The organism is Fructobacillus sp. ESL1129, from assembly GCF_058507945.1.
Genome location: NZ_CP196668.1, coordinates 895,950 through 912,817, shown reverse-complemented (window position 1 = coordinate 912,817; position 16,868 = coordinate 895,950). Strand labels below are relative to the sequence as shown.

32 protein-coding genes are annotated in these 16,868 nt (G+C 45.5%); all 32 read left to right on the top strand.

Features of this window, described 5'->3' with window-relative positions:
• The first annotated feature begins 171 nt into the window (after positions 1 to 171).
• The 32 genes from rpsJ to ACSYSL_RS04305 all read left to right on the top strand — a co-directional run bounded on the left by rpsJ (position 172) and on the right by ACSYSL_RS04305 (position 16,844).
• Entirely contained in the window at positions 172 to 480 is a 309-nt protein-coding gene (gene rpsJ / locus ACSYSL_RS04460) for a 30S ribosomal protein S10 (RefSeq protein ID WP_010691177.1), read from the top strand.
• A 56-nt stretch (positions 481 to 536) separates the two neighbouring features.
• Complete coding sequence (rplC, locus tag ACSYSL_RS04455; protein ID WP_010691178.1) at positions 537 to 1,220, top strand: 50S ribosomal protein L3; 684 nt, start codon at positions 537 to 539, stop codon at positions 1,218 to 1,220.
• 26 nt (positions 1,221 to 1,246) lie between these two features.
• A complete protein-coding gene (gene rplD, locus ACSYSL_RS04450) occupies positions 1,247 to 1,870 on the top strand; it encodes a 50S ribosomal protein L4 (protein WP_010691180.1) in 624 nt (207 codons plus the stop codon).
• Complete coding sequence (gene rplW / locus ACSYSL_RS04445) at positions 1,870 to 2,157, top strand: 50S ribosomal protein L23 (protein ID WP_010691182.1); 288 nt, start codon at positions 1,870 to 1,872, stop codon at positions 2,155 to 2,157. Before rplD ends, rplW begins: the two co-directional genes overlap by 1 nt.
• Positions 2,158 to 2,179: 22 nt before the next feature.
• Complete coding sequence (rplB, locus tag ACSYSL_RS04440) at positions 2,180 to 3,016, top strand: 50S ribosomal protein L2 (protein ID WP_010691184.1); 837 nt, start codon at positions 2,180 to 2,182, stop codon at positions 3,014 to 3,016.
• Positions 3,017 to 3,033: 17 nt separating this feature from the next.
• A complete protein-coding gene (rpsS, locus tag ACSYSL_RS04435; RefSeq protein ID WP_010691185.1) occupies positions 3,034 to 3,309 on the top strand; it encodes a 30S ribosomal protein S19 in 276 nt (91 codons plus the stop codon).
• 14 nt (positions 3,310 to 3,323) lie between these two features.
• A complete protein-coding gene (rplV, locus tag ACSYSL_RS04430; protein ID WP_010691186.1) occupies positions 3,324 to 3,680 on the top strand; it encodes a 50S ribosomal protein L22 in 357 nt (118 codons plus the stop codon).
• A complete protein-coding gene (gene rpsC / locus ACSYSL_RS04425; RefSeq protein ID WP_010691187.1) occupies positions 3,680 to 4,348 on the top strand; it encodes a 30S ribosomal protein S3 in 669 nt (222 codons plus the stop codon). The genes rplV and rpsC overlap by 1 nt, the downstream gene beginning before the upstream one ends.
• Before the next feature lie 14 nt (positions 4,349 to 4,362).
• Positions 4,363 to 4,776, top strand: coding sequence for a 50S ribosomal protein L16 (gene rplP / locus ACSYSL_RS04420; RefSeq protein WP_010691188.1), 414 nt, complete (start codon positions 4,363 to 4,365; stop codon positions 4,774 to 4,776).
• Entirely contained in the window at positions 4,776 to 4,982 is a 207-nt protein-coding gene (rpmC, locus tag ACSYSL_RS04415) for a 50S ribosomal protein L29 (RefSeq protein WP_010691189.1), read from the top strand. The genes rplP and rpmC overlap by 1 nt, the downstream gene beginning before the upstream one ends.
• Before the next feature lie 22 nt (positions 4,983 to 5,004).
• Positions 5,005 to 5,271: a 30S ribosomal protein S17 gene (gene rpsQ / locus ACSYSL_RS04410; protein WP_010691191.1), complete on the top strand. Its 267-nt coding sequence runs from the start codon at positions 5,005 to 5,007 to the stop codon at positions 5,269 to 5,271.
• Positions 5,272 to 5,320: 49 nt separating this feature from the next.
• Positions 5,321 to 5,689: a 50S ribosomal protein L14 gene (gene rplN, locus ACSYSL_RS04405; protein WP_010691192.1), complete on the top strand. Its 369-nt coding sequence runs from the start codon at positions 5,321 to 5,323 to the stop codon at positions 5,687 to 5,689.
• A gap of 22 nt (positions 5,690 to 5,711) precedes the next feature.
• Positions 5,712 to 6,020: a 50S ribosomal protein L24 gene (rplX, locus tag ACSYSL_RS04400; protein WP_010691193.1), complete on the top strand. Its 309-nt coding sequence runs from the start codon at positions 5,712 to 5,714 to the stop codon at positions 6,018 to 6,020.
• 35 nt (positions 6,021 to 6,055) lie between these two features.
• Positions 6,056 to 6,598, top strand: a complete 543-nt coding sequence (rplE, locus tag ACSYSL_RS04395) for a 50S ribosomal protein L5 (RefSeq protein ID WP_010691195.1) — start codon at positions 6,056 to 6,058, stop codon at positions 6,596 to 6,598.
• A gap of 125 nt (positions 6,599 to 6,723) precedes the next feature.
• Entirely contained in the window at positions 6,724 to 7,122 is a 399-nt protein-coding gene (gene rpsH / locus ACSYSL_RS04390) for a 30S ribosomal protein S8 (RefSeq protein ID WP_010691196.1), read from the top strand.
• Positions 7,123 to 7,146: 24 nt separating this feature from the next.
• Complete coding sequence (gene rplF / locus ACSYSL_RS04385; RefSeq protein ID WP_187753998.1) at positions 7,147 to 7,683, top strand: 50S ribosomal protein L6; 537 nt, start codon at positions 7,147 to 7,149, stop codon at positions 7,681 to 7,683.
• 87 nt (positions 7,684 to 7,770) lie between these two features.
• Positions 7,771 to 8,124, top strand: coding sequence for a 50S ribosomal protein L18 (gene rplR / locus ACSYSL_RS04380; protein WP_010691198.1), 354 nt, complete (start codon positions 7,771 to 7,773; stop codon positions 8,122 to 8,124).
• A gap of 19 nt (positions 8,125 to 8,143) precedes the next feature.
• Positions 8,144 to 8,650, top strand: a complete 507-nt coding sequence (rpsE, locus tag ACSYSL_RS04375; RefSeq protein ID WP_010691199.1) for a 30S ribosomal protein S5 — start codon at positions 8,144 to 8,146, stop codon at positions 8,648 to 8,650.
• An 11-nt stretch (positions 8,651 to 8,661) separates the two neighbouring features.
• Positions 8,662 to 8,844, top strand: a complete 183-nt coding sequence (gene rpmD / locus ACSYSL_RS04370; RefSeq protein WP_010691200.1) for a 50S ribosomal protein L30 — start codon at positions 8,662 to 8,664, stop codon at positions 8,842 to 8,844.
• Between the two features lie 29 nt (positions 8,845 to 8,873).
• Positions 8,874 to 9,308: a 50S ribosomal protein L15 gene (gene rplO / locus ACSYSL_RS04365; protein ID WP_010691201.1), complete on the top strand. Its 435-nt coding sequence runs from the start codon at positions 8,874 to 8,876 to the stop codon at positions 9,306 to 9,308.
• On the top strand, positions 9,308 to 10,606 hold the full coding sequence (gene secY / locus ACSYSL_RS04360; RefSeq protein ID WP_010691202.1) for a preprotein translocase subunit SecY: 1,299 nt from the start codon (positions 9,308 to 9,310) through the stop codon (positions 10,604 to 10,606). The genes rplO and secY overlap by 1 nt, the downstream gene beginning before the upstream one ends.
• 19 nt (positions 10,607 to 10,625) lie before the next feature.
• Positions 10,626 to 11,192: an adenylate kinase gene (locus tag ACSYSL_RS04355; protein WP_010691203.1), complete on the top strand. Its 567-nt coding sequence runs from the start codon at positions 10,626 to 10,628 to the stop codon at positions 11,190 to 11,192.
• 96 nt (positions 11,193 to 11,288) lie between these two features.
• Entirely contained in the window at positions 11,289 to 11,504 is a 216-nt protein-coding gene (gene infA, locus ACSYSL_RS04350) for a translation initiation factor IF-1 (RefSeq protein WP_010691205.1), read from the top strand.
• A 42-nt stretch (positions 11,505 to 11,546) separates the two neighbouring features.
• Entirely contained in the window at positions 11,547 to 11,666 is a 120-nt protein-coding gene (gene rpmJ / locus ACSYSL_RS04345) for a 50S ribosomal protein L36 (protein WP_010691209.1), read from the top strand.
• A 72-nt stretch (positions 11,667 to 11,738) separates the two neighbouring features.
• A complete protein-coding gene (gene rpsM, locus ACSYSL_RS04340) occupies positions 11,739 to 12,110 on the top strand; it encodes a 30S ribosomal protein S13 (protein WP_010691210.1) in 372 nt (123 codons plus the stop codon).
• A gap of 152 nt (positions 12,111 to 12,262) precedes the next feature.
• Complete coding sequence (rpsK, locus tag ACSYSL_RS04335; protein ID WP_010691211.1) at positions 12,263 to 12,649, top strand: 30S ribosomal protein S11; 387 nt, start codon at positions 12,263 to 12,265, stop codon at positions 12,647 to 12,649.
• Positions 12,650 to 12,699: 50 nt separating this feature from the next.
• Complete coding sequence (locus ACSYSL_RS04330; RefSeq protein ID WP_010691213.1) at positions 12,700 to 13,644, top strand: DNA-directed RNA polymerase subunit alpha; 945 nt, start codon at positions 12,700 to 12,702, stop codon at positions 13,642 to 13,644.
• 35 nt (positions 13,645 to 13,679) lie between these two features.
• Positions 13,680 to 14,063, top strand: a complete 384-nt coding sequence (gene rplQ / locus ACSYSL_RS04325) for a 50S ribosomal protein L17 (RefSeq protein WP_010691214.1) — start codon at positions 13,680 to 13,682, stop codon at positions 14,061 to 14,063.
• Between the two features lie 150 nt (positions 14,064 to 14,213).
• Entirely contained in the window at positions 14,214 to 15,089 is an 876-nt protein-coding gene (locus ACSYSL_RS04320; RefSeq protein ID WP_491708453.1) for an ABC transporter ATP-binding protein, read from the top strand.
• The gene (locus ACSYSL_RS04315) at positions 15,089 to 15,949 is read left to right on the top strand and encodes an ABC transporter permease (protein ID WP_248657265.1); all 861 of its coding nucleotides are present in this window, start codon (positions 15,089 to 15,091) and stop codon (positions 15,947 to 15,949) included. Before ACSYSL_RS04320 ends, ACSYSL_RS04315 begins: the two co-directional genes overlap by 1 nt.
• A 10-nt stretch (positions 15,950 to 15,959) precedes the next feature.
• Positions 15,960 to 16,418 (top strand): LytTR family DNA-binding domain-containing protein, encoded by a 459-nt coding sequence (locus tag ACSYSL_RS04310; protein WP_248657266.1) that lies wholly within the window; start codon positions 15,960 to 15,962, stop codon positions 16,416 to 16,418.
• 9 nt (positions 16,419 to 16,427) lie between these two features.
• Positions 16,428 to 16,844, top strand: coding sequence for a DUF3021 domain-containing protein (locus ACSYSL_RS04305; protein ID WP_248657267.1), 417 nt, complete (start codon positions 16,428 to 16,430; stop codon positions 16,842 to 16,844).
• Positions 16,845 to 16,868: the final 24 nt, after the last annotated feature.

Genomic DNA, 16,868 nt, shown 5'->3' with positions numbered 1-16,868 from the left:
TTTGGGGATGCCGATGCAAACCCGCTAAAAAGACTGGTGTATCAACGTTTAGCGATGATGATTAAGGTTGCGACACGCGCGGCCGCGTTGCCATGGGCGCGCAAACACAACATGTGTTGTCGGTTTTTGATCGGAGTTAGCTGATTTACAAAATCAACGAGGAGGCAGAAAATGGCACAAAAGAAGATCCGTATCCGCTTGAAGGCATACGAACACCGCATCTTGGACCAATCAGCGGACAAGATTGTTGAAACGGCAAAGCGGACTGGCGCAGAAATCGCTGGCCCAATTCCGTTGCCAACTGAACGTTCTTTGTACACGGTGCTTAGCTCACCACACAAGTACAAGGACGCCCGCGAACAATTCGAAATGCGGACGCACAAGCGTTTGGTCGACATTGTGAACCCTACTGACAAGACAGTTGACGCATTGCGTAAGCTTGAATTGCCAGCAGGTGTTGCAATTGAAATCAAGCTCTAATTAATGAGTACCACCCGCTGAACATGAGTTCAGCGACGAAATGAAGGAGATTAGTCATGACTAAAGGTATCTTAGGCCGTAAAGTCGGTATGACTCAGGTTTTCACTGAATCTGGTGAATTGATCGCCGTGACTGCTGTTGAAGCAACACCAAACGTTGTCTTGCAAGTAAAGACGCAAGCAACTGATGGTTACAACGCTTTGCAGTTGGGTTACCAAGACAAGCGCGAGATTTTGTCAAACAAACCTGAACAAGGCCACGTTGCAAAAGCCAACACAGCCCCTAAGCGCTACATTCGTGAAGTCCGTGATGCGGAAGGCGAATACAGCGTTGGGGATGCAATTGCTGTTGACACTTTCCAAGCCGGTGAATATGTTGATGTTACCGGTGTTACTAAGGGACACGGTTTCCAAGGTGCAATCAAGAAACTTGGACAATCACGTGGACCTATGAGCCACGGTTCCCGTTACCACCGTCGCCCAGGTTCAATGGGTGCCATCATTAACCGTGTTTTCCCTGGCAAGCTTTTGCCTGGACGCATGGGTAACAACAAGCGTACGATGCAAAACATTGCCATCGTGCACGTTGACGTTGAAAACAACCTCTTGTTGTTGAAGGGAAACGTTCCTGGCGCCAACAAGTCATTGTTGACAATCAAGTCAACGGTTAAGACAAACGCAAAGCACCCTGAAATCAAGATGGCCGGTTCAAAGCCTGCTGCTGATTCAGAAGAAAACTAAACTAATAGAAAGGAGAACAATCAATCATGACTAAAGTTGCTGTATTAAAGCAAGACGGTTCAAAGGCTTCTGACTTGGATTTGAACGAAGAAGTATTTGCCGTTGAAGCGAACAACGCTGTGATTACCGAAGCCGTCTTGATGCAACGCGCATCAATGCGTCAAGGTACGCACGCTGTCAAGAACCGTTCTGCGGTTTCTGGTGGTGGACGTAAGCCTTGGAAGCAAAAGGGTACTGGTCGCGCACGTCAAGGTTCAATCCGTTCACCACAATGGCGTGGCGGAGGAATCGTCTTCGGACCAACTCCTCGTTCATACGCATACCGTATTAACAAGAAGGCTTATAACTTGGCCTTGAAGTCAGCCTTGTCACAAAAGGTTGCTGACAACAAGTTGGTTGTAGTTGACGCTTTGGCCTTTTCAGAAGCTAAGACAAAGGACTTCAAGCAAGTTCTTGCAAACTTGGCTGTTGATTCAAAGGCCTTGGTAATCGTTGACGGAAACAACGAAAACGCTATCCGTGCTGCTCGTAACTTGGCAAACGTTCAAGTGATGACTGCTGCGGGCGTTAACGTCTTGGACGTGGTTAACGCGGACAAGCTGGTGGTTGTTCAATCAGCGATCGAAGAAATCCAAGGAGGTCTCGCCTAATGGATGCACGCGATATTATCCGTCGCCCAATCATTACCGAAGCTTCAATGGCGCAAACTGAAAACAAGCGCTATGTCTTTGAAGTAGACGTACGGGCAACTAAGCCAGAAATCAAGCGAGCTATCGAATCAATCTTCGATGTACAAGTTGCTCGTTTGAACACCGCAAATGTAAGCGGTAAGAAGAAGCGTCAAGGTCGTTATGTTGGATTCACTCGTAAGATGAAGAAGGCTACTGTGACTTTGAAGGCTGACTCAAAAGATATTCAAATCTTTAACGAAGGTTAATTTTAAATAGGAGGATAAGACATTGGCTATCAAGAAGTACAAGCCAACCTCTAACGGACGTCGTAACATGACTTCTTCTGATTTCTCTGAAATCACGAAGTCAACGCCCGAAAAGAGTTTGTTGGAAAAGAAGTCAAAGACCGGTGCGCGTAACGCACAAGGTCGCATGACTGTTCGCCACAAGGCTGGTGGACACAAGCAAGCCTACCGTATTATCGATTTCAAGCGTGTCAAGGACGGCAAGTTCGCGACTGTTAAGGCTATCGAATACGATCCAAACCGTACGGCTAACATTGCTTTGATCGTCTATGAAGACGGAATCAAGAGCTATATCTTGGCGCCTAAGGGATTGAAGGTTGGCGATAAAGTTCAATCTGGTCCTGATGCCGATATTAAGATCGGTAATGCCTTGCCATTGAGTGCTATTCCTGAAGGTACTTTGATTCACAACATCGAATTGAAGCCTGGTAAGGGTGGCCAATTGGCTCGTTCAGCCGGTGCATCTGCACAGGTTTTGGGACGTGACGGTAAGTATGTCATTGTTCGTTTGACTTCAGGTGAAGTACGTTTGGTCTTGGAGACTTCTCGTGCAACCATCGGTGAAGTTGGTAACGCCGAACATTCATTGATCAACTGGGGTAAGGCTGGTCGTAACCGTTGGCGTGGTATTCGTCCACACGTTCGTGGATCAGTAATGAACCCTAATGATCACCCACACGGTGGTGGTGAAGGTAAGGCACCAGTTGGTATGCCTAGTCCACTTTCCCCATGGGGTAAGAAGACTGCTGGTAAGAAGACTCGCGACAAGAAGAAGAACTCAACGAAGTTCATTATTCGTGGTCGTAAGAAGAGTAAGTAAGGGAAAGGAGATAACTAATGGCTCGTAGTTTAAAAAAGGGACCATTTGCGGACCCGCACTTGCTTAAGAAGATCGAGGCCCAAGCGGACCAAGAAAAGAAGTCAGTGATCAAGACATGGTCACGTCGTTCAACGATTTTCCCAAGTTTCATCGGCTTCACGATCGCAGTTTACGACGGTCGGAAGCACGTTCCTGTTTATGTCCAAGACGACATGGTTGGTCACAAGTTGGGTGAATTCGTTCCAACTCGTACTTTCCGCGGACACAAAGTAGACGATAAGAAGACTAAGTAAGGAGGAAATGCAAAATGGCTGAACAAGTAACATCAGCTCGGGCGACTGCCAAGATCGTTCGCGTTGCCCCTCGTAAGGCGCGCTTAGTTCTTGATACGATTCGTCGGAAGAATGTCAACGAAGCCTTTGCAATCCTAAAGTTCTTGCCAAATACTTCAACTGAAGATATTTACAAGGTATTGAACTCAGCAGTTGCAAACGCTGAAAACAACTTTTCACTTGACCGTGAAGATTTGATCGTTAAGGAAGCATTCGCAAACGAAGGACCAACGCTTAAGCGTTTCCGTCCACGTGCGAAGGGATCAGCTTCCGCTATTAACAAGCGCACAAGCCACATTACGATTGTGGTTGCTGAGAAGGAGGAAAAGTAATGGGTCAAAAGATTAACCCAACTGGCTTCCGTGTCGGTGTCATCCGTGACTGGGATGCGAAGTGGTTTGCTAACAAGGCAGACTTTTCTAACCAACTTCTTGAAGACTTGCGTATTCGCAAGTACATCGAAGAGCACTTAACGGATGCGTCAGTTGACCGTGTCGAAATCGAACGCTCAACGAAGTCACGTATCGATTTGACTTTGCACACTGCCAAGCCAGGAATGGTTATTGGTAAGGGTGGTTCCGAAGTTGAAAAGTTGCGTACGCAATTAGCTAAGTTGACTGATGTTGACTCACGTGGCCGTCACAAGCGCGTGTTCATCAACATTGTTGAAATCAAAAAGCCAGACTTGTCTGCTCACTTGGTGGGAATGCAAGTTGCTGGTGATTTGGAACGTCGTGTTGCCTTCCGTCGTGCAATGCGTGGTGCGATCCAACGTGCCCGCCGTGCCGGTGCTAAGGGAATCAAGATTGTTGTTTCAGGTCGTTTGAACGGGGCAGATATGTCACGTATCGAACAGTATACTGAAGGAACTGTTCCACTCCACACACTCCGTGCCGACATCGATTACTCATGGGACGAAGCAGTTACTGCTTACGGAAACTTGGGTATCAAGACTTGGATCTACCGCGGTGATGTGTTGCCAAAGAAGAAGAACAAGTAAGGAGGGAAGCAAACATGTTAGTACCAAAGCGTGTTAAGTTCCGTCGTGTACACCGTGGCCACATGCGTGGTGAAGCAAAGGGTGGAAAGACGGTTGCCTTCGGTGACTACGGCTTGCAAGCAACGACTTCAAGCTGGATTACTAACCGGCAAATTGAAGCTGCCCGTATTGCAATGACCCGTTATATGAAGCGTGGTGGTAAGGTCTGGATTAAGATTTTCCCACACAAGTCATATACATCGAAGGGTGTTGGTGTTCGAATGGGTAACGGTAAGGGTGCACCTGAAGGATGGGTTGCCCCAGTTAAGCGTGGTAAGGTAATGTTCGAAGTTGGTGGCGTGGCTAAGCCTGTTGCCTTGGAAGCATTGCGTCTTGCCTCACACAAGTTGCCTGTTAAGACGAAGATTATTGCTCGGGAGGCTGAATAATGGCGAAAGCAAATGAATTAAAAGCTTTGTCACTTGCGGATTTGCAAAAGCGCGAAGCCGAATTCAAGGAAGAATTGTTCAACCTTCGTTTCCAATTGGCTACTGGTCAATTGGAAAACACGGCCCGTATTTCAAAAGTTCGTAAGGACATTGCACGTGTGAAGACTGTCATTCGTGCACAACAGTTGGCAGAAGCCAACAAATAAGACGAAAGGAAGAAGCTGAATAATGAGTGAAGAACGTAACGCTCGTAAGGTCTACCGTGGCCGTGTCGTTTCCGACAAGATGGAAAAGACAATTACTGTTGCCGTTGACACTTACGTCAACCACCCAGTCTATGGTAAGCGAGTTCGCTATACGAAGAAGTTCAAGGCCCATGATGAAAAGAATGTTGCCAAGCAAGGCGACATCGTCCAAATCATGGAAACTCGTCCTTTGTCTGCAACGAAGCACTTCCGTTTGGTTAAGGTCATTGAAGAGGCCGTTATCCTTTAATTTAGGTTAACCATTCGTCTGTAATAATTGCTAACAAGGAGGATGAACCATGATTCAACAAGAGAGTCGTTTGAAAGTGGCTGATAACTCTGGCGCACGTGAGATCTTGACGATTAAAGTGCTCGGTGGTTCTGGCCGTAAGGTTGCTGGCATCGGTGACATGATTGTTGCTACTGTTAAGCAAGCTATCCCTGGTGGTACAGTGAAGAAGGGTGACGTCGTTAAGGCTGTCATCGTGCGAACTGTTTCTGACGTACGTCGTACGGACGGTTCATACATCAACTTTGATGAAAACGCTGCTGTTATCGTAAAGGATGACAAGTCACCAGTCGGAACGCGTATCTTTGGCCCTGTTGCTCGTGAATTGCGTGACAACAACTATACGCGTATCGTTTCATTGGCACCAGAAGTGCTCTAATACTGACAAGGAGGAGCCAATCATGTTTGTAAAAACAGGTGATAAGGTTCGCGTCATTGCAGGTAAGGACAAGGGTAAGGAAGGAACAATCACTAAGACTGTTGCTTCAAAGAACCGTGTCGTTGTCGAAGGCGTAAACCTCGTTAAGAAGCATCAAAAGCCTTCTAACGAATATCCACAGGGTGGTGTTATCGATACAGAAGCACCTATCCATGCATCAAACGTGCAACTACTTGACCCTTCAACGAACGAACCAACGAAGGTTGGATTCAAGTTTGAAGACGGCAAGAAGGTACGTTTTGCCAAGAAGTCTGGCAACAAGCTGGGCTAATTAAGCTAACCATTTGAAAGGTAGAAATCATTATCATGGCAAATGAATTAAAAGAAAAATATGTTAATGAAGTTCAACCTGCTTTAATCAAGAAGTTTAACTTCACGTCAATCATGCAAGCACCTAAGATCGAAAAGATCGTATTGAACATGGGTGTTGGTGATGCCGTGTCAAACTCAAAGAACCTCGATGAAGCGGTTGAAGAATTGAAGCTGATTGCTGGTCAACAACCAGTAATCACGCGTGCTAAGAAGTCAATCGCCGGTTTCCGTTTGCGTGAAGGAATGGCAATCGGAACCAAGGTTACTTTGCGTGGCGAACGCATGTACGAATTCTTGGACAAGTTGATCAACATCTCCTTGCCACGTGTTCGTGATTTCCATGGTGTTTCTGGTAAGGCTTTTGACGGTCGTGGAAACTACACATTGGGTATCCGTGAACAGTTGATTTTCCCTGAAATCGACTTTGACAAGGTGAACAAGGTTCGCGGTTTGGACATCGTTATCGTAACGACTGCCCAAAACGATGAAGAAGGTCACGAATTGTTGGCACAACTTGGCATGCCATTTGCTAAGTAAGACGACAATTAAGGACGGTCACTCACTTGAGTGACACGTTCTTAAGTCCGGTAGACTTTGGTCTGCTTGACTTAAGAGCGTATCAATTGTTGTTACGTTCAAAATATAAAGGAGGATATCGATAGATGTCTATGACTGATCCAATTGCTGATTTTTTGACTCGTATTCGTAACGCCAACTTGGCGCGTCACGCTTCCGTTTCAATTCCAGCATCAAAAATGAAGAAGAGCATGGCTGAGATCTTGAAGCAAGAAGGTTTCATCCGCGACTTTGAATTCGTTGAAGACAACAAGCAAGGTGTTATCAACGTATTCTTGAAGTACGGAGAAGATCAAGAGCGTGTTATCACTGGTATCAAGCGTGTGTCAAAGCCTGGTTTGCGTAAGTACGCTAAGGCAGAAGACATGCCAAAGGTTTTGAATGGCCTTGGTATCGCGATTGTGTCAACATCAATGGGTGTTGTCACTGATAAAGTCGCACGCGCTAACCAAGTTGGTGGCGAAGTGCTGGCTTACGTTTGGTAATATATCTAAGAAAGGAGACTTACCATGAGCCGTATTGGTAATAAAGTAGTTACGATTCCTGCTGGCGTTGAAGTTAAGCAGGACGGACAACACGTCACGGTTAAGGGACCTAAGGGTGAATTGTCATACACAATCAACCCTGAAATCACGATGCACATGGATGGAACGGAAGTTCGTTTCACTCGTGCAGCCGAAGACAAGAAGCACCGTGCCTTGCACGGAACGACCACAGCAAACTTCATCAACATGATCGAAGGTGTTACCCAAGGTTTCACTAAGACATTGAAGATGGTTGGTGTTGGTTACCGTGCCGCAAAGAAGGGTTCAGTATTGAACCTGTCAGTTGGAATGTCACACCCAGTTGACTTTGACGATCGCGAAGGATTGACGGTTGAAGTACCTGATGCTTTGACAATCAAGATTTCTGGAATCTCAAAGCAAGCCGTTGGTGACTTTGCCGCTGAAGTTCGCGCCGTTCGCCCCCCAGAACCATATAAGGGTAAGGGAATTCGTTACGAAGGCGAAGTTGTTAAGCGCAAGGAAGGTAAGACTGGTAAGTAAGCTTAACGCTTTACGATCAGTTTTCACCAGATTAATTAATTATTTTGAACAGGCAATTACGATTGCCTAGAAAAGGAAAGCACAGCTATGATTTCAAAACCAGATAAGAACAAGCTCCGTGCACGCCGCCACAAGCGCGTCCGCGGAAAGGTCTCTGGTACTGCTGCTCGCCCACGTTTGAACGTTTTCCGTTCTAATGTAAACATCTACGCTCAATTGATTGATGACGTAGCGGGTGTAACGCTAGCAAGTGCCTCATCACAATCTGCCGATGTTACCGGCACGAAGGTTGAACAAGCCGTTAAGGTTGGTGAGTTAATCGCCAAGAACGCCAAGGCTGCTAACATCGAAGAAGTTGTCTTCGATCGTGGTGGTTATGTCTATCACGGACGTGTGAAGGCTTTGGCTGATTCAGCTCGTGAAAACGGCTTGAAGTTCTAAGGAAAGGAGGAATAAACAAATGGTTGAATTCGTAAACCCTAAAGAATTAGGTGAATTAGAAGAAAACGTTGTCGCAATTAACCGTGTTACCAAGGTTGTTAAGGGTGGACGTCGTTTGCGTTTCGGTGCTTTGGTTGTCGTTGGTGACAAGCAAGGACACGTTGGTTTCGGAACTGGTAAGGCGCAAGAAGTGCCTGAAGCTATCCGTAAGGCCGTCGAAGATGCAAAGCGCAACTTGATCACTGTCCCAATGGTTGGTACGACTATTCCTCACGATGTTCTTGGAGAACATGCAGGTGGTAAGATTTTGATCAAGCCAGCTGAAGAAGGTGCCGGGGTTGCCGCTGGTGGTTCTACTCGTTCCGTTATGGAATTAGCTGGAATCGCTGATGTGACTGCAAAGTCACTTGGTTCATCAACTCCAGTTAACGTTGTCCGCGCAACTTTTGATGGTTTGTCAAAGTTGAAGGATGCAAACGACGTTGCAAACTTACGTGGTGTTTCATTGGAACACTTGGCTGAATAAGGAGCGATAACATGGCTGATTTGAAGATCACTTTGATTAAGAGTGCGGCTCATCGCTTGCCTAAGCAACGTGCCATCGTTAAGTCACTTGGACTTAACCGTGTGTCAAGCTCAGTGGTGAAGCCAGATAACGCAGCGACTCGTGGCGCAATCTTCCATATTGCACACTTGATCTCTGTTGAAGAAGTAAAGTAAAAATAATCTAGAAAAGGAGGGACCAAACCATGGATTTGAACGAATTACAACCTGCTGCAGGCTCACGCTTTGTACGCAACCGTGTTGGTCGTGGTACATCATCTGGAAATGGTAAGACTGCTGGTCGTGGTCAAAAGGGTCAAAAGGCTCGTGGTAAGACGCGTCTTGGCTTCGAAGGTGGACAGATGCCTTTGTACCGTCGTATCCCAAAGCGTGGATTTACAAACATTTCACGCAAGGAATTCGCTGTTGTTAACTTGGACAAGTTGAACAACTTCGATAACGGTACTGAAGTGACACCAGCTTTGTTGATTGAATCTGGTCTCGTTAAGAACCAAAAAGATGGTGTGAAGATTTTGGGTAACGGTCAACTTGACAAGAAGTTGACGGTTAAGGCCAACAAGTTCTCTGCATCAGCCGTAAAGGCAATTGAACAAGCTGGTGGTAACACCGAGGTGATTTAATGTTCCGCACGTTATTTAATGCCATCCGACAAAAAGATATTCGCAAAAAGATGCTTTGGACTGTGTTTTTGATTTTCGTTTATCGAATTGGAACACATATTACCGTTCCTGGTGTGAACCCTGCTGCCTTGCAGTCTGTGGCGAACTCAGGTTTGCTAAACATCTTAAATATCTTCTCGGGTGGGGGACTGCTGAACTTCTCCCTCTTTGCGATGGGAGTGTCACCCTATGTGACGGCGCAAATTGTTGTGCAGTTGCTGCAATTAGATATCGTGCCACGTTTTGTCGAATGGAGTAAGCAAGGTGAAGTTGGTCGACGGAAGCTGAATCAAGCAACCCGTTATTTGACCATTATCTTTGCCTTTTTGCAATCAGTCGGAATTACGGCTGGTTTCAACTCCTTAGCCGCCTATGGCTTGGTCAAGCAGACCAACAACGTGACCTCTTTCTTGTTGATTGGTTCGGTCATGACAATGGGTACTTTCTTTGCCATGTGGCTTGGTGAGATGATTACGGAAAAGGGTCTCGGGAACGGCGTTTCCATGATCATCTTTTCTGGAATTATTTCGCAAACCCCAAGTGCGTTCAAGGAAATCTTTACTGAAAACGTCTTGCAGGCTTCAAAGTCTCAAGTGGTTAACGGTTGGATTTTCGTCGCTGTATTGGTTTTGGCCATTATTTTGATTATTGGCATTACGACTTGGTTCTACGAAGCAGCTCGTAAGCTACAGATTCAATACACACGTTCAGCTGCATCTTACGGTTCTGAAGCCTATTTGCCACTGAAGTTGAACGTTTCCGGTGTTATTCCTGTTATCTTTGCTTCGTCTTTGATTTCAACACCACAAACAATTCTTTTCGCCTTTCAGAGTAAGTACTCGAGTGACCAATGGTTTAAGGTCTTGAAGGAAATCTTCTCAATGCAGACGATTACCGGAGCGGTCTTCTATACAGCCATGATTATCCTCTTTACTTACTTCTATGCCTTTGTTCAAGTTAATCCGGAAAAGCTTTCGGAAAACTTGCAAAAGCAAGGTGCCTACATCGTGTCGGTTCGACCTGGTGTCGAAACGCAGAAGTTTATCACGAAGCTTTTGTTGCGTCTCTCCTTTGTTGGGGCGCTTTACCTTGGCTTTGTTGCCCTGGTGCCACTGATTGCTTCTGATGTTTGGGGATTGAATGAAAAGATTGGATTGGGTGGAACATCCCTCCTAATCACAATCGGGGTTACCCTTGATTTGCTTCGTCAAATCGATGGTTTGCTGCAAAAGAAGAACTACGTGGGCTTTCTCCACTAGTTCATAAAGGAGTCTCGTTATGACAAAAAACTTAATTCTTTTGGGCCTGCCTGGTGCAGGTAAGGGAACACAAGCAGAGAAGATTGTTGCCGATTATCCGATGGTTCACATCTCGACCGGTGACATTTTCCGAGCAAACTTACGCGACAAGACGGCATTGGGTGAAAAAGCCCGTGCCTACATGGACGCCGGTAACTTGGTACCTGATGAAATCACAAATGCGATGGTCGCCGATCGGTTGACACAAAAAGATGTGGTTGAAAATGGTTTCATGCTTGATGGTTACCCACGAAACGAAGACCAAGCGAAGTTCCTAGACCAATTCTTATCAGAGCACGGTGAAGCTGTTTCTGCGACGCTATACTTTAAGGTTTCTGATGATGTTTTGGTTCAACGACTTTTGGGTCGTGGACGTGCCGATGACACGAAAGATGTGATTGCACACCGCTTGGAAGTCAACAAGAAGGCGAATTTGCCATTGGTTGACTATTATGAAAAGCACCATGTTCTCCATACCATTGATGGTGAAGGCGATTTGGATTCAATCTATTCAGCCGTTAAAACCGTCTTGAATGGCTTGAACTAAGGCTTTTCTTGTCAACTATTGAAAATTCTGGTATAATTTGATAGGTTAAGCACTTATCAATTATGTTGAAGCATGGTTACATAGGAGGTAATCTGCGTGGCCAACGATGTCATTGAAATTGAAGGCAAAGTCAAAGAGACAATGCCAAACGCAATGTTTCAAGTCGAACTTGAAAATGGGGCGGTAATCCTGGCGCATGTTTCCGGTAAGATTCGTAAGAATTACATCCGTATCTTGCCAGGTGACCGCGTCACAGTTGAGATGTCACCCTACGACTTGACAAAGGGTCGTATTACTTACCGTTTCCGTTAAGGAACGGTCGATAATCAGTTAACCGAATAGGAGGAATAGATTATGAAGGTACGTCCATCAGTAAAAAAGATGTGTGAATCTTGTCGCGTAATCAAGCGTAACGGCCGGACAATGGTGATTTGCCCAGCTAACGCTAAGCACAAGCAACGCGCAGGTAAGTAAAACTTACCATTTAATAACACTTGAAAATGAACGTTAAGGTTCTTTCAAAATAACAAAAGGAGGTAAATTGTTATGGCTCGTATTGAAGGTATTGATTTGCCACGTGACAAGCGTATTGTCATCGGCTTAACATACATCTACGGAATCGGTGCACAGACTGCACAAAAGATCTTGAAGACGGCCGGTGTGTCAGAAGACATCCGTGTTCGTGATTTGTCAGTTGATGACGAAGACAAGATCCGTGAAGCAATCGCTTCATTGAACTTGCAGTTGGAAGGTGATTTGCGTCGTAAGGTATCACTTGATATCAAGGGACTCCAAGAAATCGCTTCGTACCGTGGTATTCGTCACCGTAAGGGATTGCCCGTTCGTGGACAACACACGAAGAACAACGCCCGTACTCGCAAAGGCCCAGCTACGGCAATTGCAGGTAAGAAGAAGTAATCTTTCTTACCATCTCTTTAATGAAAAAGCGGCTTAAGCCAATTTTTAAAAGAGCCTCACTTTCGTGAGAAATGATTATCACAACCATAGTTGTGTAATGTTGATGAGTATTGCTCATCCGAGAAATTATAAGAAAAAGAAGGAGGCATATTATGGCAGTTCGCACAACGCGTAAGCGTCGCGTCAAAAAGAACATTGAATCTGGTGTGGCACACATCCACGCTACTTTTAACAACACGATCGTCATGATTACCGATGCACAAGGTAACGCTGTTGCCTGGTCATCAGCCGGTGCCCTTGGATTCAAGGGATCCCGTAAGTCTACGCCTTTCGCTGCTCAAATGGCAGCGGAAGCAGCCGCTAAGTCAGCATTGGACGTTAACATGCGTACCGTTGCTGTTACGGTTAAGGGCCCTGGTTCCGGTCGTGAATCAGCCATTCGTGCATTGGCCGCAGCTGGTCTTGAAGTAACGTCAATCAAGGATGTTACCCCAGTTCCCCATAACGGATCACGCCCACCAAAGCGTCGTCGTGTTTAATTGATTTTCATTGCGCTTTGCTTTGAAAAGAGGGGGGTTAGAGTTAACAGATGATTGAATTTGAAAAGCCAGATATTCATAACATCGAAGAGGATGCCAACTACGGTAAGTTTATCGTAGAACCTCTTGAGCGTGGCTATGGAACGACTTTGGGTAACTCCCTTCGTCGCGTCTTGCTGTCATCGCTTCCTGGCGTAGCAATCAACACTGTTCAAATTGACGGTGTTGTGCACGAATTCTCCACCGTTGACGGTGTTGTAGAAGACGTCACACAGCTAATCTTGAACTTGAAGAAAGTTGTTTTTGCTACGGATTCAGCTGAAGAACACAGCTTGGAACTCGATGTGACGGGACCAAGAGATGTCACTGCTGCCGACTTGGTTGGTTCAGCAGACGTCGAAGTGTTAAACCCTGATTTGCATATCGCTACTTTGGCAGCCGGAAAGTCATTACACATGACCGTAACGGTTGTTAAGGGACGTGGTTATGCTTCAGCTGAAGAAAACAAGCAATTACGTGATGAAATGCCAATCGGTGTTTTAACGGTTGATTCAATTTACACGCCAATTGAGCGAGTAAACTACCACGTGGAACAAAAGCGTGTTGGTGCTCGTGATGACTTTGATAAGTTGACGATGGAAGTTTGGACGAACGGTTCGATTAAGCCATCTGACGCTTTGAGTCTTGGTTCAAAGATTCTAACAGAACACCTGAACTTGTTCACGGATATTTCCCCAGTCGCACAAGAAACCAAGGTGATGGTTGAAGCAGAAACGCCTGTTAACGCAGCCGCTGATGCCGCTCCTATCGAAGACTTGGACTTGTCAGTTCGCTCTTACAACTGCTTGAAGCGGGCCGGTATCAACACGATTGAAGAGTTGACTGACCGTTCCGAAGCCGACATGATGAAGGTTCGCAACTTGGGCCGTAAGTCATTAGACGAAATTCAAGAAAAGTTGACTGAGATGGGCTTGGGCTTCCGTCAAGAAGATTAATTCATCAAAAGTTTAGAAAAAAGGAGGATTAACCGATGTCATACCGTAAGTTAGGCCGTACTTCATCACAACGTAAGGCAATGATGCGTGATTTGACTACTGACTTGTTGATTAACGGCCGGATTCAGACCACTGAAGCCCGCGCTAAGGAAATCCGCAAGACGGCTGATCAAATGATCACGCTTGGTAAGAAGGGTGACTTGTCTGCACGTCGTAAGGCAGCTGCCTACGTTCGTAACGAAGTTGCTGACGTCAAGGAAGACGGCGACAACATCCGCATCCAAACTGCTTTGCAAAAGTTGTTTGAAGATATCGCACCACGCTTTGCAGAACGCAATGGTGGATACACGCGTATCATGAAGACTGTTCAACGTCGTGGAGACGCTGCACAAATGGTTATCTTGGAGTTAGTTGACTAATTTCTTGGATGCCTGAAACCTCTGACCACTTGGTCAGGGGTTTTTCTTTTGTCTTTTTGACCGCTTAACTATCGAAAAGAACCGCTTAGCGACTTTTCTGCCAGCAACTTTCTCCTATCCGTATACTTAAAAGTGGTAAAGGAGAAATATATGTTACTTGAAGCAAAGGGCATTAGTCAAAAATATGGTGATAAGGTGGCGGTTAATCAGCTTTCTCTTTCAGTACAAAAGGGTTCGCTAACGGCTCTTTTAGGACCCAATGGTGCTGGAAAGTCGACCACCATGAAGATGCTGATTGGTCTAACGAAGCCGACGAGTGGAACCGTTCAGTATGAACAGGGAACTAAAATCGGCGTTGTCTTTCAGAATAGTGTTTTGGACAATGAATTAACTGTAAGAGAAAACCTTGAATCGAGAGCAAATCTCTATAAGGGTGTTAATAAGGCACGAATTGCCCTTTTAATCACTAATTTAGGTTTGAGTGGCTTTGCGAACCAACGTTATGGGACGTTGTCTGGAGGTCAAAAGAGGCGGGTTGATATTGCACGTGCCCTATTGAATCAACCAGACATTCTCTTCCTCGACGAACCAACAACGGCCTTAGATATTGAAACACGCATGGCCATCTGGCACTTGCTGCATCAGCTGCAAGAACAAGAGGGGTTAACCATTGTGCTAACCACACATTATCTTGATGAAGCTGATCACGCAGATAAAGTCTATATCGTGGATCACGGGCAACTGATTGCCAAAGGTTCTGCCGAACAGATTAAAAAGGAACACGCCAAAAGTCGTCTGCTTATCAGCGTAGCTCCTGAACAGCGAGAACATTTGATTGGAACGCTTGATTCCGCTGGATATGCTTACCAAGCGGAAGGGAACGAACACCTGGTAATTCTTGGGCTCGGTAGCCAGGCCACCATTGAACTGTTGTCAAAAGTTTCGGCAATTATTCGCGACTTTGAATACCGACTTGGAACCATGGATGATGCTTTTGTTGCATTAACTGGAAAGGAGATGCGCTAATGTCTGCCATTGTAAAACGAAACCTAACGTTGTATTTTCGGAACCGATCCGGAGTGTTCTTTTCGCTCATGGGTGCGTTGATTTCCTTTGTTCTCTACATTGTCTTTTTGAAAAGTAATATCAAAGCGGGCTGGTCGAACGTGCCAAATACAAACCAGTTATTGGATACATGGTTGATTGCTGGTACGTTAACTATTGCCGGTATTTCGACGAGTCTCACTTCACTCTCGCAAATGATTAAAGACAAAGAAAGCCACGTTGATTGGGACCTTTCCCTGACTGATGTGAACAAAAAAGGGATGGCTTATGCCTACGTTTTGTCAGCTGCGATTGTGGCTTTTATCATGCAGTTTGTTCTTTTTTGGATAATGGTCGCCTACTTCGCATGGACCGATGGTCTATCAATGGATTGGAAAGTCTTGCCCACCACGTTTTGTGTGATGGCCGTGTCGTCAATTTTAGCGACTTTGGTCAATCAGTTACTGTTGCGCTTTGTTAAATCCGTTGACTCATTGTCTAAAATTTCTACACTGGTCGGAACGGCTTCTGGTTTTTTGGTAGGGACTTACATTCCTTTGGGAACGTTACCTGATTCAGCACAAACAGTCATGAAGTTGACTCCTGGAACCTACATTGCCTCACTTTATCGACAGGTTATGATGGATGGGTCCCTTGCGGATGCTTTTGGAAAAGGAACGAGCCAATTACTCGACTTTGAACAAAAAATGGGGGTTAGAATAAAACTAACTAGTTTAATGTCCCTAGAAGATACTTGGAAAATGGTAGCGGTACTCATCCTAATCTTCTTACTAATTGTCCGCCGCCAGGCACGGAAGTCTGCTAAGGTGACAAACCAATAAGGAAAATGACGTGGTTGAATCCTTCGAAAAGAAATTAACGCTTGATAACGGGCAGATTGAGGTCGTCATTCGCTCAAAAGAAGATGGTGCCCGGGTGCAACAACTCTTGCACCAACTATCATCATGGTCAAAAACAGTTACTGATCGCTTGACGATTAAGACCAGTGACGGCTTAGTGGTTGTTAAAGTGGCAGACATTGTTTACCTGGATGTACTTGATAAGGAACTGATTATCTACTTGCAACAGGGGACGGCCGTAATGACTTCACAGACCTTGGCTACGTTTTTAAAGAAGATAGCCAATCCGGATTTTGTTCAAGTATCTAAGCACGCCGCTGTGAACATTAACCATTTAAAAGCGCTGGAAAACTCGTTTTCTGGTTCCATGTTGGCGAAACTAGCTGGTAACCAGCAGACGATGGTCAGCCGCCGTTATGTGAAGGCGTTGAAGCAAGCACTCGGTTTATAGGAGAGAATCATGCGTAATATCATCCAACATGTTTTGAAGGGGATTGCCTTCGGATCATCGTCTTATGTGATTATTTTAGCCCTAACTTCAAGCAGCGAAGCCTATATGCCCCGTGAAAACATTATCGCTGTTTTGACCATGTCCGCCGCTATTGGTCTTTGGAGCATGATTTTCGAGTGGGAGGGGCCGAGTTTTTTAACAGTTTTTATTTTGCATTTCCTCGGAACCGGTGCCATTGTCTGGGTAACGGGGCATTTGGTTCGTTGTTTTTATTTAAGTGTGGATAACCCGGTTGTATGGGTCTACTTTGTCACCACTTATGTCGTCATCTGGTTAATTATTTTATTTAACCAAAGGCGACAGGTGGCGGCCATTAATTCGATTATTAATCAGCGTGATGCTGCACATCAGAACGAAAAAAACTGAGCGTAAGCTCGGTTTTTTTATTGC